The 22,298-nt window shown below is 70.6% G+C and carries 26 protein-coding genes, 2 tRNA genes and 1 riboswitch; of the genes, 13 read left to right on the top strand and 15 right to left on the bottom strand.

Features of this window, described 5'->3' with window-relative positions; all coding sequences use genetic code 11:
- Positions 1 to 74: 74 nt before the first annotated feature.
- On the top strand, positions 75 to 506 hold the full coding sequence (locus tag RM445_RS02295; protein ID WP_311554244.1) for a PH domain-containing protein: 432 nt from the start codon (positions 75 to 77) through the stop codon (positions 504 to 506).
- A gap of 14 nt (positions 507 to 520) precedes the next feature.
- Here RM445_RS02295 and RM445_RS02290 read toward each other — a convergent pair whose 3' ends face one another.
- The 3 genes from RM445_RS02290 to RM445_RS02280 form a co-directional block, all read right to left on the bottom strand.
- Entirely contained in the window at positions 521 to 1,192 is a 672-nt protein-coding gene (locus RM445_RS02290; protein ID WP_311554243.1) for a rhomboid family intramembrane serine protease, read from the bottom strand.
- Between the two features lie 250 nt (positions 1,193 to 1,442).
- Positions 1,443 to 1,982 carry a peptidylprolyl isomerase gene (locus RM445_RS02285; protein WP_397469204.1) on the bottom strand — a complete coding sequence of 180 codons (540 nt, stop codon included), beginning with the start codon at positions 1,980 to 1,982 and terminating at the stop codon, positions 1,443 to 1,445.
- 68 nt (positions 1,983 to 2,050) lie between these two features.
- Entirely contained in the window at positions 2,051 to 2,272 is a 222-nt protein-coding gene (locus tag RM445_RS02280) for a hypothetical protein (RefSeq protein ID WP_311554241.1), read from the bottom strand.
- Between the two features lie 182 nt (positions 2,273 to 2,454).
- Here RM445_RS02280 and RM445_RS02275 point away from each other — a divergent pair, with 182 nt between their 5' ends.
- Positions 2,455 to 2,706 carry a hypothetical protein gene (locus RM445_RS02275; RefSeq protein ID WP_311554240.1) on the top strand — a complete coding sequence of 84 codons (252 nt, stop codon included), beginning with the start codon at positions 2,455 to 2,457 and terminating at the stop codon, positions 2,704 to 2,706.
- A 37-nt stretch (positions 2,707 to 2,743) separates the two neighbouring features.
- Here the strand turns inward: RM445_RS02275 and RM445_RS02270 are convergent, their stop codons facing one another.
- Positions 2,744 to 2,869, bottom strand: coding sequence for a hypothetical protein (locus RM445_RS02270; RefSeq protein ID WP_311554239.1), 126 nt, complete (start codon positions 2,867 to 2,869; stop codon positions 2,744 to 2,746).
- A 150-nt stretch (positions 2,870 to 3,019) separates the two neighbouring features.
- Here RM445_RS02270 and RM445_RS02265 point away from each other — a divergent pair, with 150 nt between their 5' ends.
- Complete coding sequence (locus tag RM445_RS02265; protein ID WP_311554238.1) at positions 3,020 to 4,534, top strand: polysaccharide lyase 6 family protein; 1,515 nt, start codon at positions 3,020 to 3,022, stop codon at positions 4,532 to 4,534.
- A 21-nt stretch (positions 4,535 to 4,555) separates the two neighbouring features.
- Here RM445_RS02265 and RM445_RS02260 read toward each other — a convergent pair whose 3' ends face one another.
- Together RM445_RS02260 and phoU are read right to left on the bottom strand one after the other, a co-directional pair.
- On the bottom strand, positions 4,556 to 5,398 hold the full coding sequence (locus RM445_RS02260) for a YhjD/YihY/BrkB family envelope integrity protein (RefSeq protein ID WP_311554237.1): 843 nt from the start codon (positions 5,396 to 5,398) through the stop codon (positions 4,556 to 4,558).
- Between the two features lie 18 nt (positions 5,399 to 5,416).
- Complete coding sequence (gene phoU / locus RM445_RS02255) at positions 5,417 to 6,073, bottom strand: phosphate signaling complex protein PhoU (RefSeq protein WP_311554236.1); 657 nt, start codon at positions 6,071 to 6,073, stop codon at positions 5,417 to 5,419.
- Between the two features lie 132 nt (positions 6,074 to 6,205).
- Between phoU and RM445_RS02250 the strand changes: the two genes are divergently transcribed.
- Positions 6,206 to 7,036, top strand: a complete 831-nt coding sequence (locus tag RM445_RS02250; RefSeq protein WP_311554235.1) for an EamA family transporter — start codon at positions 6,206 to 6,208, stop codon at positions 7,034 to 7,036.
- Between the two features lie 13 nt (positions 7,037 to 7,049).
- Here the strand turns inward: RM445_RS02250 and RM445_RS02245 are convergent, their stop codons facing one another.
- Positions 7,050 to 7,646, bottom strand: a complete 597-nt coding sequence (locus RM445_RS02245) for a CGNR zinc finger domain-containing protein (RefSeq protein ID WP_311554234.1) — start codon at positions 7,644 to 7,646, stop codon at positions 7,050 to 7,052.
- Between the two features lie 93 nt (positions 7,647 to 7,739).
- Between RM445_RS02245 and RM445_RS02240 the strand changes: the two genes are divergently transcribed.
- Complete coding sequence (locus RM445_RS02240) at positions 7,740 to 8,171, top strand: quinone oxidoreductase family protein (protein ID WP_311554233.1); 432 nt, start codon at positions 7,740 to 7,742, stop codon at positions 8,169 to 8,171.
- Between the two features lie 3 nt (positions 8,172 to 8,174).
- A complete protein-coding gene (locus RM445_RS02235; protein WP_311554231.1) occupies positions 8,175 to 8,750 on the top strand; it encodes a zinc-binding dehydrogenase in 576 nt (191 codons plus the stop codon).
- Here RM445_RS02235 and RM445_RS02230 read toward each other — a convergent pair.
- Positions 8,719 to 9,741, bottom strand: coding sequence for an FAD-dependent oxidoreductase (locus RM445_RS02230; protein WP_311554230.1), 1,023 nt, complete (start codon positions 9,739 to 9,741; stop codon positions 8,719 to 8,721). The genes RM445_RS02235 and RM445_RS02230 overlap by 32 nt on opposite strands.
- A 50-nt stretch (positions 9,742 to 9,791) precedes the next feature.
- A riboswitch (cobalamin riboswitch) is annotated at positions 9,792 to 9,988 on the top strand.
- 30 nt (positions 9,989 to 10,018) lie between these two features.
- On the opposite strand from RM445_RS02230, the gene RM445_RS02225 reads away from it, so the two are divergent.
- Positions 10,019 to 11,080, top strand: a complete 1,062-nt coding sequence (locus tag RM445_RS02225; protein WP_311554229.1) for a homocysteine S-methyltransferase family protein — start codon at positions 10,019 to 10,021, stop codon at positions 11,078 to 11,080.
- Between the two features lie 76 nt (positions 11,081 to 11,156).
- Here RM445_RS02225 and RM445_RS02220 read toward each other — a convergent pair whose 3' ends face one another.
- Positions 11,157 to 11,630: a MarR family winged helix-turn-helix transcriptional regulator gene (locus RM445_RS02220; protein WP_311554228.1), complete on the bottom strand. Its 474-nt coding sequence runs from the start codon at positions 11,628 to 11,630 to the stop codon at positions 11,157 to 11,159.
- A 136-nt stretch (positions 11,631 to 11,766) separates the two neighbouring features.
- Between RM445_RS02220 and RM445_RS02215 the strand changes: the two genes are divergently transcribed.
- The 3 genes from RM445_RS02215 to RM445_RS02205 are packed head-to-tail and all read left to right on the top strand — an operon-like array spanning position 11,767 to position 13,057.
- Positions 11,767 to 12,333 carry a hypothetical protein gene (locus RM445_RS02215; protein WP_311554226.1) on the top strand — a complete coding sequence of 189 codons (567 nt, stop codon included), beginning with the start codon at positions 11,767 to 11,769 and terminating at the stop codon, positions 12,331 to 12,333.
- A gap of 2 nt (positions 12,334 to 12,335) precedes the next feature.
- A complete protein-coding gene (locus RM445_RS02210; RefSeq protein ID WP_311554225.1) occupies positions 12,336 to 12,638 on the top strand; it encodes a DUF3817 domain-containing protein in 303 nt (100 codons plus the stop codon).
- On the top strand, positions 12,635 to 13,057 hold the full coding sequence (locus RM445_RS02205) for a hypothetical protein (protein ID WP_311554224.1): 423 nt from the start codon (positions 12,635 to 12,637) through the stop codon (positions 13,055 to 13,057). The genes RM445_RS02210 and RM445_RS02205 overlap by 4 nt, the downstream gene beginning before the upstream one ends.
- Positions 13,058 to 13,096: 39 nt before the next feature.
- On the opposite strand, the gene RM445_RS02200 is transcribed toward RM445_RS02205, so the two are convergent.
- Positions 13,097 to 13,954, bottom strand: coding sequence for a helix-turn-helix domain-containing GNAT family N-acetyltransferase (locus RM445_RS02200; RefSeq protein ID WP_311554223.1), 858 nt, complete (start codon positions 13,952 to 13,954; stop codon positions 13,097 to 13,099).
- Between the two features lie 95 nt (positions 13,955 to 14,049).
- Between RM445_RS02200 and RM445_RS02195 the strand changes: the two genes are divergently transcribed.
- The 3 genes from RM445_RS02195 to RM445_RS02185 are packed head-to-tail and all read left to right on the top strand — an operon-like array spanning position 14,050 to position 17,093.
- Positions 14,050 to 15,396 (top strand): FAD-dependent oxidoreductase, encoded by a 1,347-nt coding sequence (locus RM445_RS02195; RefSeq protein WP_311554222.1) that lies wholly within the window; start codon positions 14,050 to 14,052, stop codon positions 15,394 to 15,396.
- A 15-nt stretch (positions 15,397 to 15,411) separates the two neighbouring features.
- Positions 15,412 to 16,644: an MFS transporter gene (locus RM445_RS02190; RefSeq protein ID WP_311554221.1), complete on the top strand. Its 1,233-nt coding sequence runs from the start codon at positions 15,412 to 15,414 to the stop codon at positions 16,642 to 16,644.
- A gap of 32 nt (positions 16,645 to 16,676) precedes the next feature.
- Entirely contained in the window at positions 16,677 to 17,093 is a 417-nt protein-coding gene (locus tag RM445_RS02185) for an arsenate-mycothiol transferase ArsC (protein ID WP_311554220.1), read from the top strand.
- Positions 17,094 to 17,122: 29 nt separating this feature from the next.
- On the opposite strand, the gene RM445_RS02180 is transcribed toward RM445_RS02185, so the two are convergent.
- The 5 genes from RM445_RS02180 to gyrA form a co-directional block, all read right to left on the bottom strand.
- A tRNA-Ala gene (locus RM445_RS02180) sits at positions 17,123 to 17,198 on the bottom strand.
- Positions 17,199 to 17,246: 48 nt separating this feature from the next.
- Positions 17,247 to 17,360: a DLW-39 family protein gene (locus RM445_RS02175; protein WP_311554219.1), complete on the bottom strand. Its 114-nt coding sequence runs from the start codon at positions 17,358 to 17,360 to the stop codon at positions 17,247 to 17,249.
- Positions 17,361 to 17,394: 34 nt separating this feature from the next.
- Positions 17,395 to 17,468 (bottom strand) — tRNA-Ile (locus RM445_RS02170).
- Positions 17,469 to 17,518: 50 nt separating this feature from the next.
- Complete coding sequence (locus tag RM445_RS32260) at positions 17,519 to 18,505, bottom strand: DUF3566 domain-containing protein (RefSeq protein ID WP_397469203.1); 987 nt, start codon at positions 18,503 to 18,505, stop codon at positions 17,519 to 17,521.
- Positions 18,506 to 18,551: 46 nt separating this feature from the next.
- Positions 18,552 to 22,241, bottom strand: a complete 3,690-nt coding sequence (gene gyrA / locus RM445_RS02160) for an intein-containing DNA gyrase subunit A (RefSeq protein ID WP_311554394.1) — start codon at positions 22,239 to 22,241, stop codon at positions 18,552 to 18,554.
- Positions 22,242 to 22,298 lie beyond the last annotated feature (57 nt).

The raw sequence follows: 22,298 nt of genomic DNA, 5'->3' as shown, positions 1-22,298 counted from the left end.
GGGTCAGATCATCCCCAGTGTGGACAACATCTGTGGACAGTTGGTCGCGCTCGGTGAATGACAGGTCCCGCAGCGTGTCGGGAGGCACCTGGAGCCCGTCCGCCGGGCTCGTCGGGGTGGCGTGGACGGGTGCGGTGGCCGCCGCCGTGTGGTGCACGCAGCTGATCGGAACGGCGGACGTGCCCGGCCTCCTGCTGGCGGCCGCCGCCACTGTCGGCCTGGTACTGGCCGCGCTGTACGGCACCCGCGCACGGCCGCGGCTACGGGCCGACGGCGACGGGGTGACCGTCCGAGGCCTGACGACGCGGACCGTGCCCTGGGCACAGATCCGCGACGTGCGGGCGCAGGCGGTGCGCCGCTGGGGTCGCGACTCGACGATGCTGGAGCTGGACGTGGTCGAGCCGGACGGCGCCGAGCGGCTGCTCGTGTTCGGCAGGTTGGACCTCGGCGACGACCCGGTGGACGTCGCAGAGGCGGTGCGGGCGGCTCGCCCTCCGACACCCTGACCCGGCGTCGGTCGCTAGACCATCGCAGTCATGCGCAGCGCGATCACCACGAGCAGCACCAGCGAGAGACCGCCGAGCGCGGCGGTCTGCACCGGCAGCCGCCGGGCGGCCGGGGCGTAGACCAGGGCTGCCGTCGCGAGGGCTCCGACCGTGAGACCGCCGAGGTGGCCGGCGACCGAGATGCCGGGCAACAGGAACGTGATCACGAGATTGACCACGATGAGCCCGCCCACCTGACCCAGGGGGATCCGCAGCCGACGCAGGAGCACCGCGAGCGCCCCCATGAGCCCGAACACCGCTCCCGACGCCCCCGCAACGAGGGCGTTGGGCGCCGACAACAGCATCACCGCCGTCGACCCGCCGAGCAGCGACACCAGGTAGACGGCCAGGAACCGCGACCGGCCCAGCGCCGGTTCGATGTCCTTGCCGATCACCCACAGCGCCATCATGTTGAACAGCAGGTGGATGGGGCCGAAGTGCAGGAACCCACCGGTGATCACCCGCCACCACTCGCCGTCGGCGACAGCCGCGGGCACCAGTGCCCACTGCTGGAACAGCGGTGCGCGGTCGTTCCTCGAGACGCTGCCCGAGGTGGCGACCGTCCACGCGAAGACCGCGACGTTCAGCGCGACGAGCGTCGGGGTGACGAGTGGGCGCCCCCCGGGTTGCGCGCCCGCGATCGTCACTCCCCGACGCACTCCGCGGTTACCCTCGCCGACACAGTCGACGCACTGGTAACCGACGGAGGCCTCGCGCAGGCAGTCCGTGCAGGCCGGGCGGCCGCACCGGGTGCAGCTGAGCCCCGTGGAGCGGTCAGGGTGCCGCACGCAGACTGCGGCGGCGCCCTGCGGCGGCCCACCGGGCCACGGCGGTGTCGGCGGTCCGGCGGGATGGGACATGCGGGCTCCGGTCAGGCGGGGCGGGCCGGTGGCGGGGTCAGTCGGAGATCTCGACCCGCTGGATGACGACGTCGTTCAGCGGGCGGTCCGAACGGTCCGTGGATGCGGTCGCGATGGCGTCGACCACGGCGCGCGACTCGGCGTCGGCGACCTCACCGAAGATGGTGTGCCGGCGGTTGAGGTGCGGGGTCGGCACCACGGTTATGAAGAACTGCGAACCGTTCGTGCCGGGGCCGGCGTTCGCCATGGCGAGCAGGTACGGGCGGTCGAAGCGCAGGTCAGGGTGGAACTCGTCGGCGAACTGGTAGCCGGGGCCGCCCCGGCCGGTGCCCGTCGGGTCGCCGCCCTGAAGCATGAAGCCACTGATCACGCGGTGGAAGACCGAGCCGTCGTAGAACGGGCCGGAGTTGCCTCCGCTGGCGTTGGGCTGGGTGTACGACTTCTCGCCCGTCGCGAGGCCGACGAAGTTCGCCACCGTCTTCGGTGCATGGTCCGGGAAGAGGTTGATCTTGATGTCACCCTCGGACGTCCGGAGCGTGGCGGTGGGCTTCGTATTCGGTGCAGTCACGGCACCCATCGTGCCAGCACCGGCGCCGCGGCGCCCTGGCGGACGCAGCGCGACGTCCCGAACGGGCGGGCCGGGTGTCAGCTCGCGATCTCGATCCGCTCCCGGCATTCGACACATCCGGCCCGGCACCCGCCGCACAGCCCGTTGTGGCGAGGCGTCCGCGGTCGCTCCGCGTACCAGCAGAAGCCCGTGATCATCGTCACCATGGCCAGCGGTACCGCCACCATCATGGTGGCCAGGGCCGTCAGCAGCGTCAGCACGCCGAACGCGACGGTCAGGGGAGCGACAAGACGGATCACGGGTCCTCCGGGGAGCTCGATACGGGATCAGTGACGTGATCGACACCGATCCGAGACCGTGACGTTACTCCCGGCGCGTCGGCGGGTGCGTCGGACCTCACTCTGGCGCCACCTCGCCGTGGACGGCATGCTGACGGTGTCCGACTTCCCCTCGGACCGGACGTACGACCGAGGGGAACCGGGTGAACCAGAACGAGCGCACGGCCAGTTTGCGCGCCGACCGGAGCGTGATCGAGCGGGCGGCGGCCCGCCTGCGCAGCGAAGCGATCCGCTCGGGCTATGCCGGCCTGCAACATCAGCACATCGCGTTCGCCCTCGCGCTGATCCTCGACGAGCTCGCCCGGCACCTCACCGACCTCGACCGGGCGGTCCGCTGGCAGACCGTCCAGTCGTGCCGCCTGCTGCTGGGTGAGCAACCGGACGCCGTCGAGTGAGGCGATGTTTCACGTGGAGCATCGCGAGCTACGGGACCTACCGCCCGATGGGCAGCGGCGGCACGAGACCTGCCTGACCGAGGAAGAGCCAGGCGACGGCTACGACGATCACCAGCATGATCAAGCCGAACAGGCCGAGCCGGCGTTTACGGCGGCGTGACATCCCGTCCACCTCCCTGCCCTGATCATTCCCCACGGCGACCGGAAAGTTCGGATCGAGAGCCCGGTGGGCCGGGAACTCGACACCACCTGTCCGGGGAGAGCGGACGTCGTTGAGGCAATATCTGTGCCCACGCGACCAAAGGAGACACCTGTGCCTGAGCGCGACGGACGGGCTCCGGGGTTCGCACGGCGCAACGCCGTCGCGCTGGGTGTGGCCGCGGTCGTGCTCGCAGGATCGGGCCTGGTCGCCGTGCAGATGCTGAGCTCCGACCGGACCGGGGTCGGTCCTGCGGGTGGCGGCCGGGCCACTTCGGCGTTCCCGACGGGTGCGGTCGCCGAGGGGCAGGCCGACCCGCCGCTCCGCCCGCTCGACGACTCGTTCCTCGACGGCGACGACGACCCGCTCCCGGTCACCGCGCGGACGGTCGAGGTCGCCGACTCCGCCTCGCTCGACGTCGCGCTGGCGTCGATCGCCGGTGGTACGACCGTCGTCCTCGCCGACGGTACCTACGACGGCGACTTCGGGGTACGGGTGGCCGCCACGGCTGATTCCCCGGTGGTCGTCCGGGCGGCGAACCCGGGCAAGGCCGTGCTCGCGGCCGGCTCCGCGATGGTGGTCAAGAAGAGCGCTCATGTCGTCGTCGACGGCCTCACGTTCCTCGGCGGCGCGAACACGATGCTCAAGCTCGAGTCGTCGAACAACGTCCGGGTCACCCACAACACGTTCGACCGCGGCAGCAGCGGCGAGGGCTCGAGCAAGTGGCTCTACCTCGGCGGGGCGGACAGCCACCACAACCGGATCGACCACAACACCTTCCGGAACAAGACCGACTCGGGCAACTACCTCACGCTCGACGGGTCGGAGACCCAGGTCTCGCAGTACGACCGGATCGACCACAACAGGTTCCTGAAGATCGGCCCGCGCGCGGAGAACGAAAAGGAGGCCGTGCGCCTGGGATGGAGCGAGATCTCCATGTCGTCGGGCTTCACGGTGTTCGAGTACAACCTGCTGGAGGAGTGCGACGGCGATCCCGAGGTCGTGAGCGTCAAGGCGAGCGACATGACGGTCCGCTACAACACCGTCCGCCGTTCGCAGGGCGTCGTCTCGCTGCGCCACGGTGACCGCAACTCGCTGTACGGCAACGTCATCCTCGGCGAGGGACGGCCGGGCACCGGGGGGATCCGCCTGTACGGCGTCGACAACCGGGTCTTCAACAACTACATCGCCGGCACGACCGGCACGGGCTACGACTCCGCCCTGTCGATCGACGGTGGCGACGCGGAAGCAGGCGGAGGGCTCAACAAGCACCACCGCGTGGTCGACGCGATGGTGCTGTTCAACACCCTGGTCGACAACGCGACCGGCATCGTCGTCGGCGAGAACTACGCCATGGCACCGGTCAACCCGACGGTGGCGAACAACCTGCTGGCCGACTCCGGCGACATCCGCCAGGTCAAGCCGGCTGTCGGCGGCTCACTGCAGGACAACACGGTCGCGAGCAAGTCGGCGGCCGGGCTCGTCGAGGTCGGGTCGACGTGGAAGCTGGCGCCCGCCAGCCCGCAGGTCGACAAGGCCGTCGGCACCTTCGACTTCGTCGACACCGACTTCGAAGGCACCCCGCGTGCAGGACCCAAGGATGTCGGCGCCGACGAACTGGTGCGGTGACCCGGGAACCGTCCCGCCGCGTCACTCTCCGTCGGACGGCTCCGGCGACACCGGGACGGACCGGCGCAGACGTGGAGGGTCGTGCGCCATCTCGGCGCTGACCACCGCCCCGACGACCAGCAGTAGTCCCAGCACGATCAGCCACGACACCAGCACGAACGACACGCCGATCAACCCGTACCGGTCGGCCTGGTCCTGGATCGCCCACTGCAGATACACCCCGGACACCGCCGTCACGACCACCTGTCCGGCCCCGAGGACCACCGATCCCGGGAACAGGTGGCACCAGCTGACGCGTCCTCCGAGCAGGAGCCACTGCACCGGCCACCACAGCAGAACGGCCAGGATCAACCGGACCACGTACACGATCACGACCGCGTTCGCGGTGTCCACGAGCAGGCGGCCCACGAGGACGGTCACGACGACCTCCGTGACCAGTGCGGCCGCGCCGAGGAGCCCCAGCGCGAACCCCCGTAGGCCCTGCGTCGGCAGGTCCCACGCCGCCTGGCACGTCCGTTGCAGCGTCCGCGTGAACCCGAACACGGACAGGACGAGCAGCGCCACTCCCACCAGGGTGATGGGCTCCGTCGCGTCGGGCGGTCGCTGCACGAGGGCCTGGAGGTCGGCGGCCGCGGAGCCGGAGAGGTGCAGCCCGTCGACGACGTAGCCGTTGGCGACCACCCGTCCCCTCTCCGAGAGGGTCGCGGCGATCACGATCAGCATGGGCACGAGCGCCACGAACGCCTGGCAGGCGAGCGCGAGGGCACGGTCGTAGCCACTCACGGCCAGGTAGCGGCGTGCCACCCGGATGGGGAACCACGTGCCGATCCGCTGGATCAGCTCGTCGCCGACGACACCCACCACGGAGTCGACAGTAGAGAGTCAGACGGCGAGCGGCCCCGGCATCCGCCCCGTCACCACATAGACGACGCGGCGCGCCACGCTCACCGCGTGGTCGGCGTAGCGCTCGTAGAAGCGGGCGAGCAGGGTGATGTCGACCGCCGGCCTGACGCCGTGCGCCCAGCTCGGCGCGAGAAGCACGCTGAAGATGTGCCGGTGCAGGTCGTCCATCGTGTCGTCGTCGGCCTCGAGGGTCGAGGCCATGTCGACGTCCCGGGTGCGGATGACCTCGGCCGCCTTGCGTGCGAGCGCCGTCCCGGTCGATCCCATCTCGGCGAAGTAACCGGTCACCTCCGCCGGAAGCACGGGATGGGGGTGGCGGCGGCGGGCGGTCTGCGCGACGTGCAGGGCGAGATCTCCCATCCGCTCGATGTCGCCTGCGCTGTGGATCGCCGACGTCACCACGCGAAGATCGGTCGCGACCGGCGCCTGCAGCAGGAGAAGTCCGAACGCCTTCTCCTCCGCGTCGGCCCGCAGGTCGTCGATCCGCAGGTCCTCGGCGATCACCTGCTCGGCGACTTGGAGGTCGACCTCCAGGAGGGCCCGGGTCGCCTGCTCCATCGCCGTCGCCACCTGAAGACACATGCCGGCGAGAACGTCGCTGAGGCCGGCGAGCTGCTCCTGATAGACGTCGCGCATCTCACGAGGGTAGTTCTGTCGCATGGACCGTTCCGGAGCGATCAGCATCTTCGTGACGCCGGCGGCCCAGGAGCGGCCTGGTTGCCGGCGTTGACGTCCGCTGCTGCTGCCGTCGCGAGCGCCCCTTCCGGAGTGACCGGCGGGGTCCTGGGGATCACCCTGGTCGCCGCGGTGCTGCACGCGGTGTGGAACGCGATGGCCCACGGGGTCTCCGACCGCCTGGTCGGATTCGCCCTCATCGGCGTGGCCTACACCGTCATCGGCGGGGCAACCGCCCTCGTGCTCGGGCTACCGCCATCGGCGGCGTGGCCCTTCATTGTCGCCTCGGCGGTACTCCACGTGATCTACACCCTGCTGCTGTGGGCGAGCTACCAGCTCGGCGACTTCAGCCAGGTCTACCCGGTCGCCCGCGGCACCGCGCCCCTGGTGGTGGCGGCGATCGAGGTCGCGCTGGGCCATGTCCTGCCGGTGTGGCAGCTGGTGGGGGTCGCGGTGATCTCGCTGGGCTTGGTCAGCCTGGCCCTCGACGGCGGCCGCCTGACGCGCGCGGCGTTGCCTGCCCTGGGGGCCGCGGGAGCGACCGGGATCTGCATCGCCGGCTACACCGTCGTCGACGCCGGCGCCGTCCGCACGACCCCGGTGCTGGTCTACGCGGCCTGGATGTTCCTGCTCCAGGGCCCGGTGATGCCGGTGATCGCCCTGCTGCGTCGTGGAGCCGGCTGGAGAATCCCGCCGCGGGTGTTGGGCGCGGGACTCGGCGGAGGTGTGGTGTCGCTCGCGGCCTACGGGCTGATACTCGTCGCCCAGACCAGCGGGGCCACCGCCGCAGTCGCCTCGCTGCGGGAGACCAGCATCGTCTTCGGTGCCGTCATCGGCACGGTGTTCTTCGGGGAACGCTTCGGGGTCGGTCGCGTGATCGCTGCCGCCGTGGTCGCACGGGGCATCGCCCTGGTCAACCTGTAGCGCCTGTCCGGGATCACCGCGTGGTGGCGCTGCGGCGCCGATGGGCGGTCACCTTGACGTGGTTGCCGCAGGCCCGCATCGAACACCAGCGGCGCCTGCCCGACTGGGATTCGTCGACGAACATGCGTGAGCAGTCGGGATGTTCGCATTCCTTGATGCGATTCGCCGGAACCGTGGCGACCAGGTCGATCGCGTCGCGGGCCAACAGGGTCAGCGCGCTGGCGAACGGCTCCCTCGAGGTCCATGTCACGCCGCGCCCGCCCCGCCCCCGCGGAAGGCTCGGCACGAACTCCGGCCCGGCCGACGCGGTGTTGACGGTGACGAGGTCGTCTGCGGGCAGGCTCCGACCCGCTCGCGCCGCGAGGACGATCCGGTGGATCGCCTCACGCAGTTCGATCAGTGAATCCCGCTGGCCCGCGTCGACCGGACAGTCCCGCTGTCCGGGCAGGGCCCCGGCTGCTCGCAACCAGCGCCGGACGGCCGCGACGTCTGGCAGGCGCTCGATCGGGGCCGTCGAGTGTCGCTTGCCGAAGGTCGCCACGAGGTCGAGGCAGACACGCCCGCCGTAGAACGGGAACTCCTCGTCCGCGGACGAGCCCGGCCGGGTCATCGCATCGATCCTCGTGGTCAGGCGTACTACGAGCCGCTATGGTTTGTAACTAGTTGAAAAGGTTACAGGTACCCGGACGACAGGAGAACCTCGATGCGCAGCGTCGTGCTCGACCACTTCGGCGGCCCCGAGGTACTGCACCTGACCGACACCCCGACCCCGGCGCCCGGCCCCGGCGAGGTCCTCGTTGACATCAGCGCCGCCGGCGTCAACCGGGCCGACCTGCTCGCCCGCGCGGGCAACTACCACCGCGCCGGCAAGCCTCCGCTCGTGCTCGGCCTCGAGGCCTGCGGCACCGTCAACCGGATCGGCAGCGGCGTCACCGGTCTCGAACCGGGCACCCGCGTGATCGCCCGCGGCGCCACCAACGAACCGGGCTTCTACCGCGAGCAGGCGGTGGTCCCCGCCACGCACGTCGTGCCCGTTCCCGACGGCGTGGACGACGCCTCGGCCGCCAGCCTGCCCACCGCGTGGCTCTCCGCCTGGTACTGCCTGCATCACCTCGGCCAGGTCCAGGCCGGGTAGACCGTGCTCGTCCATGCCGCAGCCAGCGGCGTCGGCAGCGCCGCGGTCCAGATCGCCGGGGCCGCGGGAGCCACCGTCGTGGCCACCGCCCGCACACCGGCCAAGACCGAGTGGGTGCGCGAGCTCGGTGCCGACACCGTCATCGACACCGCGGAGGGTGACCGGGCAGCCACGCTGGCGGCGATCCACGACGTCACCGGCGGGCGCGGAGCCGACATCGTGCTCGACACGGTCGGCGGGGACACCTTCGCCGACAGCCTCAAGGCCGCCGCCTACGCGGCACGCGTGGTCGCCCTCGCGAACGTGGCACTCGCCCCGAGCACGATCGACACGCGCGACTTCTACCCCAAGAACGTGCAGATCCTCGGCTTCCAGATCACCGCGCTCATGGAACACGGCTACGACCCGCGCACCGATCTGGAGAGCCTGCTGGCAGGCGTCGCCGCCGGTCGGTTCACCGTGCCGATCGCCGCCACCTTCGACCTCGCCGATGCGGCGAAGGCCCACGAGAAACTCGAGAACCGCGCCACCCGCGGCAAGGTCGTCCTCACGACCGGGCCGGCTGCTCCTCTCCGGTGAGTGACAGCGCGAGATCACTGCCCAGGACCGGGGCGAACTTCATGAGGTTGTCGCCGTAGACCACGGTGACCGGGCCGTTGCGGCGGAGATGAATCCCGTCTCCGAGTTGTGGGTCGGTCGTGCAGTAGAGACTGTCCACGACCGAGGGGTCGACGGCGAGGTGCTCCCGTGCGTAGTCGACGAGCGCGACTCGAGAGGCGTCGACTGCCGCATCCTTGCCGACCTCCCACACGGTGAGCCCAGGGTCGACGCGGCCGCCCACCGCCCACTGCCCGGGGCCGGTCTGGTGCTGGTAGGTGCCTGGCCGGTCCGCCGGCTTGTCGATCCACGACTGCCAGGCGTCGCCGTCGACGCGGAACGTGCAGCGCAGGTGATGAGCCAGCGACGGCGACGTGGAGATCCCGACCTGCTCGGCCAGATGAGCCGTGTTCGCCCCGGCCGCGACGAGCAGGGCGTCGTAGTCGCGTCGGCCGTCGACCGCGGTCACCCGCGCAGCGCCACCCGGAGTGACGTCGAGGCGGTACACCGGCTCGGGAACGACAGCGGAACCGGCGCGCCGGGTGAGGAAGTCGCGCACGGCGTCGACGTCGACGACTCCCCCGCCGACGTCGATCAGTGCGACCGCCGGCTCGTCGCGAACGGGCAACCGGAGTCGTCCGGAACCGGCACCGACCACCTCGTGGTCCGCGCCCGCCTCGGCCATCGCGGCAGCCCGGGCGGCCATGTCGGTGCCCGTGACGACGCACTCGCTGTTGACCAACATCGGCCGTCCGGCCTGCTCGCTCCAGCGGTCGAAACCGACCTTCGCCCGCTGGGCGAGGCGCACGAGTTCCGGGTCGACGTGAGCGAAGCGGAAGATCCGGGTCGAGCCGGCAGAACGCTCGCCCATGATCGTGCCGGACTCGTAGCAGTCGACCTGGTGTCCGGAGTCGAGGAGGGCGGCCGTCGTGGAAATGCCGACGACACCGGCTCCGACCACCGCGATCCGCACCCCACGAGGCTAGCCAGTGCAGCTCGGCATCGACGACCTCGCGAGGGTCCGGGGCGAACGAGGGTTCCGGGTCATAGACTCACCGCAGCGATGCAGAACCGGGAAGTCGGTGCAAGTCCGACACGGTCCTCGCCACTGTGACCAGGGAGCCCGTCCCGAACTCGCCACTGGACCGCACGGTTCGGGAAGGCCGGGGTGCAGCGCCTGACCTGGGAGTCAGGAGACCGCCTGCATCGGTCCTGTAGTGCCGATCCACGAGAGATGGAGGGCTGCGCTCATGAGTGACCGCACGCCAGACCGCACATCACTGACCGACCGCCTCGACGCAGGCCCGGTGATCTGCGCCGAGGGATTCCTGTTCGAGCTCGAACGGCGGGGCTACCTCACCGCCGGCGAGTTCGTCCCCGAGGTCGCCCTGGAGTACCCCGAGGCGCTGCGTGCGTTGCACGTGGACTACCAGCGCGCGGGCTCCGACATCGTCGAGGCGTTCACCTACAACGGGCACCGCGAGAAGATGCGGGTCATCGGCAAGGAAGACCTCCTCGAACCGCTGAACCGGGCGGCCCTGCAGATCGCCCGCGAGGTCGCCGACGCGCACCCCGGCAACCTGATGGCCGGCAACATCTCCAACAGCAACATCTGGGACCCCGCCGACCCGCAGCGCCAGCGCGAGGTCCGCGACATGTTCTCCGAGATGGTGGGCTGGGCCGTCGAGGGCGGCGCCGACCTGATCATCGGCGAGACCTTCTACTACGCCGGCGAGGCCCTGGCCGCCCTCGAGATCGCCAAGTCGAGCGGGCTGCCGGTGGTGCTCACCATCGCTCCGATGGCGCAGAACGAGATGACCGACGGCGTGGGGATCGTGGAGACCTGCCAACGTCTCGAGCAGGGCGGCGCGGACGTGGTCGGCATGAACTGCTTCCGCGGTCCGCGGACCATGCTGCCGTGGCTCCGCGAGATCCGGGCGGCCGTGTCCTGCCACGTCGGTGCGCTTCCGATCCCGTACCGGACCACCGACGCCGAGCCGACGTTCTTCAACCTCAGCGACCCGGGCGCCGACGTACCCGCCCCGCACGGCCGCACGTTCCCGACCGCACTGGACCCGCTGTACGCGAACCGCTACGAGGTCGGCGCCTTCGCCCATCAGGCAGCGGAGCTCGGGATCAACTATCTCGGCGTCTGCTGCGGTGCGTCACCAATGCTGATCCGCCAGGTCGCCGAGGCGGTGGGGCGTACCACGGAGGCCAGCCGGTTCTCCGAGAAGATGCAGAACCACTTCATGTACGGCGACAACGAGCGTCTGCCCGAGCACATCGTGGCACTGGGCGACCGGGCCTGACCGGGCGACGACGACGCCGACCAGCTCGACGGGTCGCGGGCGGACCAACGCCCGCCCGCGACCCCGCCCGCAACCGTCACGCCTCGGCGCCCACGTTCGCCGCACGGACGAGGCGCACCAGCAGCTCGCCCAGCGTGGCCGCATCGTGGTCGGGCAGCGTGGCGAGCAGCCGCCGGTCGGCGGCGGCGATCGTGTCCTGGCCCGCGGCGAGGAGCCGGTTGCCTGCGTCGGTGAGGTGCAGCTCGGCAGTGCGGCCACGCCCGGACGGGCTGCGGCGCTCGACGGCTCCGAGCGCTTCGAGCTGACGCAAGGTGGCCTGCATGCTCTGCACGGTGATGCCGGCGCGGCGGGCGAGTTCGCTGTAGGACCGCCCAGGATCCCGTCGGAGGTGGCCGAGCGCGGACAGGTGCCGGAGCGTGAGCCCGTGGACGACCAGGTCCCCTTCGATCTCGGCACTCAGCCGTCGGCCCAGCATGGTGATCAACAGCGCCGGACTGGGCGCGGGCAGGCCGCCGCCGGTGGGCGGGTCAGCCGTGGTCCGCTGCGTCACGGCGCCAGTCTCACATCGATCGCGTCGCCTGCGCAGTGGAGGCCGATCCACCGTCTTTCAGCCCTCCTGAAACCGCAACAGGAGACGTGCTAGCGTCAGTTTCAGCTGAGCTGAAACCACGACGGAGGTGACGACGGTGAGCAAGCTGCTGCTGAGCGCGCACGTGCTGGCCGCGATCGTCTTCATCGGGCCCGTGACGATGGCGGTGAGCCTGTTCCCGCGGTATGCGGGGCAGGCGCTCGTCGAGGCCTCCCGACGACTCGTCGGCGCCGGCCCGGCCGCGGTGTCCGACGGGGAGGCTCCGCCCGACGCCGTCGACGGTCACCTGTCGTCCGCGGAGCCGGTCACCCGCCTGCTGCACCGGATCAGCCGGGTCTACTCGGTGCTCGGGCTCGCGGTGCCCGTGCTCGGTCTCGCCCTCGCGATCCGGATGCGCGTGCTGGGCGACGTCTGGTTGCTGGCGTCGATCGTCCTCACGGTGATCGCCGCAGTTCTGCTCGCGGCGGTCGTGCTGCCCGCGCAGCACCGGGCCATGGCCTTGCTCGACGGCGAGCCGGGTGACGGACCGGCTTCGGCCTCGGCGGTCGAACGATGGGTGTCCGGTGCCAAGCGGCTGAGCATGAGCTCGGGAATCTTCGGGCTGCTGTGGGCGGTGGTCGTCGTGCTGATGGTCGTCCGCCCGGGCTCTACGACGGGCTCCTGACCGTGCCCGCCGCCGAGTCGCCCAACCTGCGGTGGTTGGCTGTCGTCTCCCTGGTGGAGACCGTGTCGCTGGTCCTGCTCCTGGCCAATCTGGCCACTGTGCACGTCCCACAGGTCGCGTCGGTGCTGGGCCCTGTGCACGGATTCGCCTACCTGGCCACGATCGCCACGGCATTCCTGCTCCCGGTCGACACTTGGACACGGCTCCTCACCCTCGTCCCCGCGATCGGCGGGCTGCTGGCCCTGAGCCGTGCTCGCCGGTCTCCGTCGGATGCTCGACGACCAGAGAAGGAATGGCGACGATGACGACAAGCCCGGCCGACGGTGTGCGCACTGCACGCCCGAGCCGACGCGAGGCGCTGACCTCGCGTCGCTTCGTCCTGCACTACCTGCAGATGCTGGCGGCGATGCTCGTCGGCATGGCGCTGCTCATGCCGGTGTCGATGCTGGTGGGGGCCGGCGCCGGTGTTGAACTGCAGACACTGCTCATGGCGACGTCGATGTCGGTGGGCATGGCTGCTCTGATGGTGTGGCACCGGAGCCCCGTGTCGTCGATCGTCGAGATGTGCCTGGCGATGTACCTCTCGTTCGCCGTCCTGCTGCCCGCCCACTGGCTGGGAGTGCTGTCAGGCGAGGCGGTGATCGGCCTGGGCCACGTCGTCATGCTGCCGATGATGGCTGCGGTGATGCTGCGTCGGCGCGAGCAGTACCTCGACGACCACTGAGCCGGCCCGCGTCGTGGGACAGCGGTTTCGTCAGTCTCGTCAGTCGGTGCGGCGCCGTTCGAGGAAGACGGTGTCGCGCCACACGCCGTGATGCCGGCCGATGCGTTCGCGGACGCCGAGGGTGCGGAACCCCGCGGACTGGTGCAGGGCGACGCTGGCACGGTTCTCGGGGAAGATCGCGGTCTGCAGGGTCCACAGGCCGGCGGTGTCGGCGGCGGTGACCTGGCGGTGGATGAGTGCCTTGCCAACGCCTCGGCCGCGGTGGCCGTCGCCGACGTAGAGGGAGGTCTCGGCGACCCCGGCGTAGACCGGCCGAGTCGACACCGCTCGGGCGGCGGCCCAGCCGACGACCTGGCCGTCGATCTCGGCGACCCATCGTTGGTCGGGCAGCCACGCGTGGTCGAGAGTGCGACGGTCGGGGACCTCGGTCTCGAAGGTGGCGTTCCCGGTGGCGATGCCTTCGGCGTAGATCCGGCGCACGTCTGCCCAGTCCCGGTGCTCCAACGCTCGGACGGTGACATCGGCTGGCAGGTCCTCCGGGCAGCACGGCCGGGGCCCGAGCATGCCCATGACGGCGTCGGCCGCGTGCGGCAGACCTGTGCAGCAGGCGGCATTGACCGTCACGAGGGTTGCGGTCTTCTCCTTGCGGAGCACGACGAAGCCGACGTCGGCGAGTTTGCGGATGTGGTGCGAGCACGTGGACTGGCTGATGCCGACCTGCTCGGCCAACTCCCCCACCGGGACAGCGCGTCCGGCGACCGCGACGGCGTGCAGCAGCCGGACCCGGGTCGGGTCGGCCAGGCAGGCGAACCATTCCGCGTAGGTCGCCGCGTCGACCGACGACAGCTGGGCCGGCGCAGTGGTCGGGAGCACGGTCACGGGCAGGTCCACGCTCATGCCGGACAGTATCGACGTGCATCGATGGTTGCGTCAATCGACAAGCGTCGATACAGTCACGGCCATTCGATCGAACTTCGTCGATGGAGGCCGTGATGAGGACCGACGAGCTGCCGGTGCTGGTGATCGGTGCGGGACCCAGCGGGCTTGCCGCGGCGGCACACCTGCTGGGCCGGGGTCTGAATCCGCTGGTGTTGGAGGCGGGCCCGTCGGCGGGGGCATCGGTCCGGGAGTGGCATCACGTGCGGCTGTTCTCCCGCTGGGGCGAGCTGGTCGACCCGGCCGCGGAGAAGCTGCTCGCCCCGACCGGCTGGCAGGCGCCGGACGCGGACCGCTACCCGACCGGCGCGGACTGGGCCGAGCTCTATCTGCAGCCCTTGGCCGACGCGCTGGGCGACCGGGTGCGCTTCGGCGCTCGTGTCGTGGGAGTCACCCGTCGAGGTCGTGACCGCGTGGTGGACGCCGACCGGGACATCGAGCCGCTGATGGTGCACGTGACGACCGCAGGAGGTGAGGAGCGCATCACCGCGCGCGCGGTGGTGGACGCCTCGGGAACCTGGACGCAGCCGAACCCGCTGGGTGGGGACGGGCTACCGGCGCTGGGCGAGCCCGCCGCCGCCGACCGGATTGCCTACCAGGTACCTGACCTCGACGACCCGGCCGTCCGCGCCCGGTACGCGGGCAGGCGCATCGCCGTCGCCGGTGCCGGGCACTCCGCCCTCACGGCACTGATCGCCTTCGCCGATCTCGCCGAGCATGCTCCGGGCACGCGGGTCGACTGGCTGCTCCGCCGGGGATCGATCGGCAACACCTTCGGAGGCGGCGACGCCGACCAGCTGCCCGCGCGCGGCGCTCTCGGACAGCGGGCAGCACAGGCCGTCGCCGCGGGACACATCCGTGCGGTGGCCGGCTTCCGCACCGCCGCGGTGCATCCCCGGCCGGACGGGCGACTCGTCCTGGAGGCGGTCGACGGGCGCCGACTGGACGCGGTCGACGAGGTCGTCGCGGTGACCGGGTTCCGGCCGGACCTGTCGTTCCTGTCCGAGATCCGCCTCGACCTGGACCCGGTGCTGCAGGCGCCCCGTGCCCTGGCCCCGTTGATCGACCCGAACATGCACTCCTGCGGCACCGTCTACCCGCACGGTGCCGTCGAGCTCGCGCAGCCCGAGACCGATGTCTACCTGGTCGGGATGAAGAGCTACGGCCGAGCGCCGACGTTCCTGGCCTTGACCGGGTACGAGCAGGTCCGCTCCGTGGCCGCGGCGATCGCCGGTGACCGGGAGGCGGCCGAGCGTGTCGAGCTGGTGCTGCCCGAGACCGGTGTGTGCACGGGCGGTGGCCTGGTCGACGAACCCGAGGCAGAAGGACAGGCCTCGCCCGGCGGGTGCTGCGGACCGATCGAGCCGATCGCACTGGCGGCGCCGGCGATCGCTCGCCGCTGACGAGCTGTCGGCCTGATGCAGTCTGCGCAGGTGACGGAGGAGCCCGAGACACTGAACGAGTTCGGGCTCCGCCGCGTCCTGGTCGTGCTCTGCGTGACCGAGATCGTCAGCTGGGGCGTCCTCTACTACGCCTTCCCGGTGCTCGCTCCGAGCATTGCTGCCGACACCGGCTGGACCATCGCCGAGGTGACCGCCGCGTTCTCCACCGGCCTCGTGGTGTCCGCACTGCTCGGCATCCCGGCCGGTCGGTGGCTGGACCGGGCCGGTCCACGTCCGGTGATGACACTCGGCTCGGTACTCGCGGTCCCGGCCGTGGTGGGTATCGCGACGGCCTCGACGCTGCCCCGGTTCTTCGCCGCGTGGGTCCTGGCCGGCGTCGCCATGGCCGGCACCCTCTACCCGCCTGCGTTCGCCGCGCTGACGCGCTGGTGGGGACCCCGCAGGATCACTGCGCTGACCGCCGTGACCCTGCTCGCCGGCCTGGCCAGCACGATCTTCGCGCCGCTGACCGCCACCCTTCTCGGGCACCTGCAGTGGCGACACTCCTACCTCGTCCTGGCGGTCGTGCTCGGCGTGGTCACGATTCCTGCGCACCTGCTCGGGCTGCGGGGACGCTGGCCCGATCCCGACCGTGCCGACCAGCCGTCCGCCCATGTCGACGACGCTCCTGGGGCGATCGCGCGTAGTCGACCGTTCCTGTTCCTGGTCGCCGCGATCGCGTTGGGCACGTTCACCGCGTTCGCAGTCGTGGTGAACCAGGTGCCGCTACTGATCGAGCGCGGCCTGTCCACGAGCGTCGCGGCCTGGGCGTTGGGCCTCGGCGGGCTGGGCCAGGTCGCCGGCCGCCTCGGCTACGGACGCCTCACGCGGGCGACAGGTGTCCGCACCCGCAGTGTCCTGATCCTCGCGCTCGCCGCCGTGGCCACAGCACTGCTGGCGGTTCTTCCGGGGCCGACCTCGCTGCTGATCGCCGCGGCCGTGCTCGCCGGTGCCGTCCGAGGCGTGTTCACCCTGCTCCAGGCCACCGCCATCAGCGACCGCTGGGGTGCCGCCCACTACGGCCGACTCAACGGACTGCTCTCCGCCCCGGCCCTCCTCGCCACGGCACTCGCTCCCTGGGCGGGCGCCGCCCTCGCTCAAGGCCTCGGCAGCTACCCTGCGGTCTTCTGGGTTCTCGCCGGGACCGCAGCACTGGCCGCTGTACTCGCCACAGGTTCCACACCGGCAGCGAGACCGAGCGGCCCTTGACCTCCGCTCACCAGCGCCGAAGGAGCCACCCGATGAGCACGCCGTCGGTACTGTTCGTCTGCGTCCGCAACGGCGGCAAGTCCCAGATGGCTGCCGGACTCATGCGCAAGGCCGCCGGTGACCGGGTCGCCGTGCACTCCGCCGGCACGAACCCCGGCACCTCCATCAACGCGCTCTCCGCCGAGGTACTCGCCGAGCTCGGCGCCGAGATGGACAGCGACACCCCCCGCCCCGTCGACCTTGAACTACTGCGCACGGTGGACCTGGTGGTCACCCTGGGCAGGGAGGCTGTCGTCGAGGTTCCGGCCGGTGTCGAGCTGCGGAACTGGGACACCGACGAGCCCTCGACGAGAGGCATCGACGGTATCGAGCGGATGCGCCTGGTCCGCGACGACATCGACACCCGCGTCCATGGCCTACTCGCCGAGCTGACCCATAGAACGCGCTGACTAGCCGGTAGCTGAGCTGCGGCGATCGGTGGTGGAGACGAGGGGAATCGAACCCCTAACCCCCGCCTTGCAAAGGCGGTGCTCTGCCAATTGAGCTACGTCCCCGGGTCCCTGAGGACGGTACCCGCACGACGGGGGCGGTGGGACCTCAGGTCAGCTGTTCGTGGCCTCGTGCCACAGGTCGGCGTCCTGGCGCGAGCTGCGCACCTTGGAGAAGACGAACGCCCCGGCAGCGAGGCCGACGACGACAGCGAGGAGCTTCTTCATGGAGACCGTCCTGTCGGGAAAGCCGTGGTGGGAGTGGGCCCAGCTGGATTTGAACCAGCGACCTCGTCGTTATCAGCGACGCGCTCTAACCAACTGAGCTATGGGCCCCTGCAGCGTGGACGAGGTTACCCGAGCCCACGACCGCCCCGAGCGGGGGGTCAGTCCCGCTCGGACAGCGTCACCTCGATGCCTCCGACCAGGTCGGCGGACACGTTGTAGACGAACGCCCCGACCGTCACCGCCACGGCGAACAGCAGGCTGTTGATCGCCCCGATGACGGCTGCCAGGCCGAAGACGCGCCCGGCGCTGATCAGCGTGCTGCCGGTCTGGGCCTCGCCGGAGACCAGGTCCGCATACGTGCCGTTCAGCCGATCCCAGACACCCATGCCGTCGAGCACGCCGTAGAGCACCCCGACCGCGACCAGCCAGATGAAGAACAGCACCACGGCCAGCACGAGGGCCAGCTTGAGCACCGACCACGGGTCGAGCCGACGCAACTGCAGCGCGGCCTGGCGCGGCGGCCGCGTGCGGGTGGCCCGGGCCCAGCCACCCGTCTCACTGGCAGCCGAGGTCCCGCCGCTCTCGCGGGCAGGAGGCGGGATGAAGCCGGGCGCCTCGAGAAAAGCCGTGGGCCCCTCGTCGAGCAGGTTGTCCGCACTCGAGGCGACCGGGGCCTCCCGGTTGTCGTGGCCCGGCATCCGACGCCACGGCGGCGGCTGGGCGGCAGCCGGGCCGGGTGCGGGCACGGCCGACACCGGATCCAGCGTCGGAGCCGCCGGGGTGGAGTCGACCGCCGGCTCCGGATCCTTGCCGTCTTTCGACGGCGTCGACCCGGACGGCGTCGACCCGGACGGCGTCGACCCGGACGGCGTCGGAACGCGGAGCCTGGTCGTCGCGGTCGCGTCCGTCGTGCGGGCCTCGTCACCTTCCGAGGCAGGTGCCTCCGAGGCGACGATGTCCGCACCGGTGACCGCTGTCCCCTCCTCGGGCGTCGCCGGCTCCGGACCCGCCTCGGCGGGCTCGACGACAGCGTCGCCGGCCCGACCGTTGCCCGCACTGCCCTCGCCGTTGTGCTCGGGGGTGTGCTGTCCGGTCGCGACCGATCCGCGATCCGGCTCGGCCGGGGTCCTCTTGGTGCTGCTCACGAGGTGGAGCTCTCCTGGGTCGCTTTCGGGGGTACCGGGCTCGGGGTCAGCTCGCCGGATCTGCGTCGGGGGTCTCCGCATCGTCCTCGGCGTTGCGCGCGACGGCCAGCAGCGAGGCGGTCTCACCCAGGTTCATCAGGCGGACCCCCTTCGTCTGTCGACCGGCCTTCCGGACCTCGCGGGCCGAGGTCCGGATCACACCTCCGGTGGAGGTGATCGCGTACAACTCGTCGTCGAGTCCGACGATGAGCGCTCCCACCAGCGTGCCACGCCTGCGGTCGTACTGGAGCGTCAGCACGCCCTTGCCGCCCCGACCCTGCACCGGGTAGTCCTCGATCGGAGTGCGCTTGGCATACCCGCCCGCCGTGGCCACCAACACGAACCTGTCGGGCTGGACGACGGCGAGCGAGAGCAGCCGGTCGCCGGCGTTGAACCGCATCCCGAGCACCCCGGATGTCGCGCGGCCCATCGGGCGCAGCGCCTCGTCGCTGGCGTTGAACCGGATGGACTGGCCCTCGGCGGAGATCAGAAGCAGGTCGTCGGACGCCGAACACAGCACGGCGCCGACCAGCTCGTCGTCTTCGCGCAGATTGATGCCGATGAGACCGCCGGTGCGGTTCGAGTCGAAGTCGGTGAGCCGCGACTTCTTCACGAGACCGGTGCGCGTGGCCAGGACCAGGTACGGGGACGCCTGGTAGTCCTTGATCTGCATGACCTGGGCGATGTGCTCGTCCGGCTGCAGTGCCAGCAGGTTCGCCACGTGCTGGCCGCGGGCGCTGCGGTTCGCCTCGGGCAGCTCGTACGCCTTGAGCCGGTACACCCGGCCCTTGGTGGTGAAGAACAGGATCCAGTTGTGCGTCGAGCAGACGAAGAAGTGCGCGACGATGTCGTCCTGCTTGAGCTGCGCACCCTGGACACCCTTGCCGCCGCGCTTCTGCGCCCGGTAGAGGTCGGTCTTGGTCCGCTTCGCGTACCCGGTCTGGGTTATCGTCACGACGACGTCTTCGACCGCGATGAGGTCTTCGTTCGTGACGTCGCCGTCGTCGGCGACGATCTGCGTGCGCCGCTCGTCGCCGTGCTTCTCGACGATCTCGATCAGCTCGTCGCGGACGATCTGCCGCTGCCGCTCCGGCCGGGCGAGGATGTCCTGCAGATCTGCGATCTCGCGCTCGATCTCGGCGAGCTCGTCGATGATCTTCTGGCGCTCCAGCGCCGCGAGGCGGCGCAGCTGCATGTCGAGGATCGCCTGGGCCTGGATCTCGTCGACGTCGAGCAGGTCGATCAGGCCGGCCCGGGCGACGTCCACCGTCGCCGACGCACGGATCAGCGCGATGACCTCGTCCAGCGCGTCGAGCGCCTTGACGTAGCCGCGCAGGATGTGGGCGCGCTCCTCGGCCTTGCGCAGGCGGTAGCGCGTGCGCCGGACGATGACCTCGATCTGGTGGCGGATGTAGTTGCGCACCACCTGGTCGAGCCGCAGCGTGCGCGGCACCCCGTCGACGATGGCGAGCATGTTGACGCCGAAGCCGTACTGCAGCTGCGTGTGCTTGTAGAGATTGTTCAGCACGACCTTGGCCACGGCGTCGCGCTTGAGCGTGACCACGATGCGCATGCCGATGCGGTCGCTGGACTCGTCGTTGATCTCGGCGATGCCCGCGAGCTTGCCGTCGCGCACCAGCGTGGCGATCGACTCGATGAGGTTGTCCGGGTTGACCTGGTACGGCAGTTCGGTGACGACGAGGATCGCGCGCCCCTTGGCGTCGTCCTCCACCTCGACGACCGCGCGCATCCGCACCGAGCCGCGCCCGGTGCGGTACGCCTGCTCGATGCCGTCGCGGCCGACGACGAGCCCTGCGGTCGGGAAGTCGGGGCCCTTGATGCGCTGCATGAGCGCGGTGAGCAGCTCCTCGTCCGGGACGTCCGGGTTCTCCAGAGCCCAGACGACGCCCGCCCCGACCTCGCGCAGGTTGTGCGGCGGGATGTTGGTGGCCATGCCGACGGCGATGCCGGAGCTGCCGTTGATGAGCAGGTTCGGCACCCGCGCCGGCAGGACGTCGGGCTCCTCGGTCTTCCCGTCGTAGTTCGCCGAGAAGTTGACGGTGTCTTCGTCGATGTCCTGCAGCATCGCCATGGCGAGCGGGGACAGCCGGCACTCGGTGTTGTGGCTGACGAAGCCGTCGGTGACGAACGAGTGGTCATCAGTGTCGACCCGCAGGGTGTAAACCGGCTGCACACCGGCGTCGGCCACGTCGGCCACCGCAGCGAAATAGAACCGCCCGCCGGCGAGCTCCTGAGCGATTGCGCGAGCGTCCGGCTCGGTCACGTGCTCGAGAATCTCCTCGGCCCGGCGCTCCCACCGCTCGATGCGGTCCACGTTGTGGCGCAGCAGCCACGTGCGGTCGGCGGCGTTCGTCGCTCCGTGTTCGCGAAGGAATGACGCCAGCCCCGGAACGTGATCACTGCTCATCGCGGTGCTGTCAGGCACTTCGTCACCGAGAATGGCGGTGAGCTTGTCCTGCTTGCACCCGAGGAATCCGACCCGGGTGGCGAACAGGCGTGCGTCGCGCCGGTTGGTCAGAACGACCTTGTGCTCGCCAGAGGCGTGCCGGTAGCGGCGCGATACGACCCCGAACTCCAGCAGCAGTTGCTGGACGTCCTTCGCCAGTTGCTCGCTCTTGGTCGAGTACGAGACCTGGACGGTCGCCCGCGGAAGCGCCGAGCACGACCCGTCGCCGGTGAACAGTGCTTGGAGGAACCAGCGCTTGCGCGCAGCCGAGCCGGTCCACACCGACTCCGGTACCCGCTTCTCTGCAGCTCGGCCCGTGACCTCCGACAGCACGCTCTGTCGTAGAGCTGTCAGGTCCTGCACGTCGAGTTCGTGGAGCAGGGATCCCGAGGCGATCGTGCGGGAGTACACGTAGCGCGGGCCGCCCACCACCGCGTCGTAGGCGGAAAGGACGAAGGAGAAGAACTCCTCGTCCACGTTGTTGAAACCCGCACGCCCGGCGGACACGAAGCCCTCGCTCACGAACGCACCGAGCAGGAAAGCCTCGGTCGCCCCCGACACGGACCAGACCGCCGAGTCCTCCCGCGGGGTCCGCTGAAGTGCCACCCGGTCACCCGGACGGATCTCCTCCATCAGCTTCCACAGCAGCGTGGGCACGCCCAGCACGTCGACGAGGCAGAGCACCGGGTGGTTGTGCGTGCCGGTCAACTCGTAACCCTCGACCGTCGACACCCGTAGCGTCGGGTGCTCCCCGGAGTGGAAGAGCGTGTCGGCCCTGACCGGATCGCCACTACGGTCGAGCACCTTGAGGTCGATGGGGTTGTCAGTGTGCGGCGCGGCATCCGCAACGACGTCGCCGATGCGGACCGAGGAGCCGTCGGCCATCCGAACGCGGCTCTGGCTGACGACGCAGTACCGCATGGCGGCGGCCGGGTCGTTGCCCCGCGACCCGAAGTTGCCCTGCCCGTCGATCAGCGGGTAGCGCATCGACCAGGGCTGGGCCAGCCGCACGAGGGCGTCGTAGATCGAGCTGTCGCCGTGCGGGTGGTAGTTGCCCATCACCTCGCCGACCACGCGCGCGCACTTGACGTACGAGCGGTCGGGGCGGAAGCCGTTCTCCCCCATCGAGTACAGGACGCGCCGGTGCACCGGCTTGAGCCCGTCCTCGACCAGCGGCAGAGCGCGACCGACGATCACGCTCATCGCGTAGTCGATGTACGAGCGCTGCATCTCCTGCTGGATGTCGACCGGCTCGATCCGGTCGCCGCCGCCGGTGGCGGGGGGCGA

It is taken from the genome of Pseudonocardia charpentierae (assembly GCF_031845345.1).
Lineage (GTDB): Bacteria > Actinomycetota > Actinomycetes > Mycobacteriales > Pseudonocardiaceae > Pseudonocardia > Pseudonocardia charpentierae.
This window is presented reverse-complemented; position numbering and strand designations above follow the sequence as displayed.

Bases quoted from the DNA above. Each gene is read 5' to 3' on its own strand.
- RM445_RS02200 (WP_311554223.1), bottom strand. From the start codon at position 13,954: ATGAGCGTGGACCTGCCCGTGACCGTGCTCCCGACCACTGCGCCGGCC.
- RM445_RS02245 (WP_311554234.1), bottom strand. From the start codon at position 7,646: ATGACCCGGCCGGGCTCGTCCGCGGACGAGGAGTTCCCGTTCTACGGC.
- RM445_RS02190 (WP_311554221.1), top strand. From the start codon at position 15,412: ATGCAGTCTGCGCAGGTGACGGAGGAGCCCGAGACACTGAACGAGTTC.
- RM445_RS02225 (WP_311554229.1), top strand. From the start codon at position 10,019: ATGAGTGACCGCACGCCAGACCGCACATCACTGACCGACCGCCTCGAC.
- RM445_RS02205 (WP_311554224.1), top strand. From the start codon at position 12,635: ATGACGACAAGCCCGGCCGACGGTGTGCGCACTGCACGCCCGAGCCGA.
- RM445_RS02175 (WP_311554219.1), bottom strand. From the start codon at position 17,360: ATGAAGAAGCTCCTCGCTGTCGTCGTCGGCCTCGCTGCCGGGGCGTTC.
- gyrA (WP_311554394.1), bottom strand. From the start codon at position 22,241: ATGCAGCGCTCGTACATCGACTACGCGATGAGCGTGATCGTCGGTCGC.
- RM445_RS02240 (WP_311554233.1), top strand. From the start codon at position 7,740: ATGCGCAGCGTCGTGCTCGACCACTTCGGCGGCCCCGAGGTACTGCAC.
- RM445_RS02285 (WP_397469204.1), bottom strand. From the start codon at position 1,982: ATGGGTGCCGTGACTGCACCGAATACGAAGCCCACCGCCACGCTCCGG.
- RM445_RS02270 (WP_311554239.1), bottom strand. From the start codon at position 2,869: ATGTCACGCCGCCGTAAACGCCGGCTCGGCCTGTTCGGCTTGATCATG.
- phoU (WP_311554236.1), bottom strand. From the start codon at position 6,073: ATGCGCGACGTCTATCAGGAGCAGCTCGCCGGCCTCAGCGACGTTCTC.
- RM445_RS02195 (WP_311554222.1), top strand. From the start codon at position 14,050: ATGAGGACCGACGAGCTGCCGGTGCTGGTGATCGGTGCGGGACCCAGC.
- RM445_RS02185 (WP_311554220.1), top strand. From the start codon at position 16,677: ATGAGCACGCCGTCGGTACTGTTCGTCTGCGTCCGCAACGGCGGCAAG.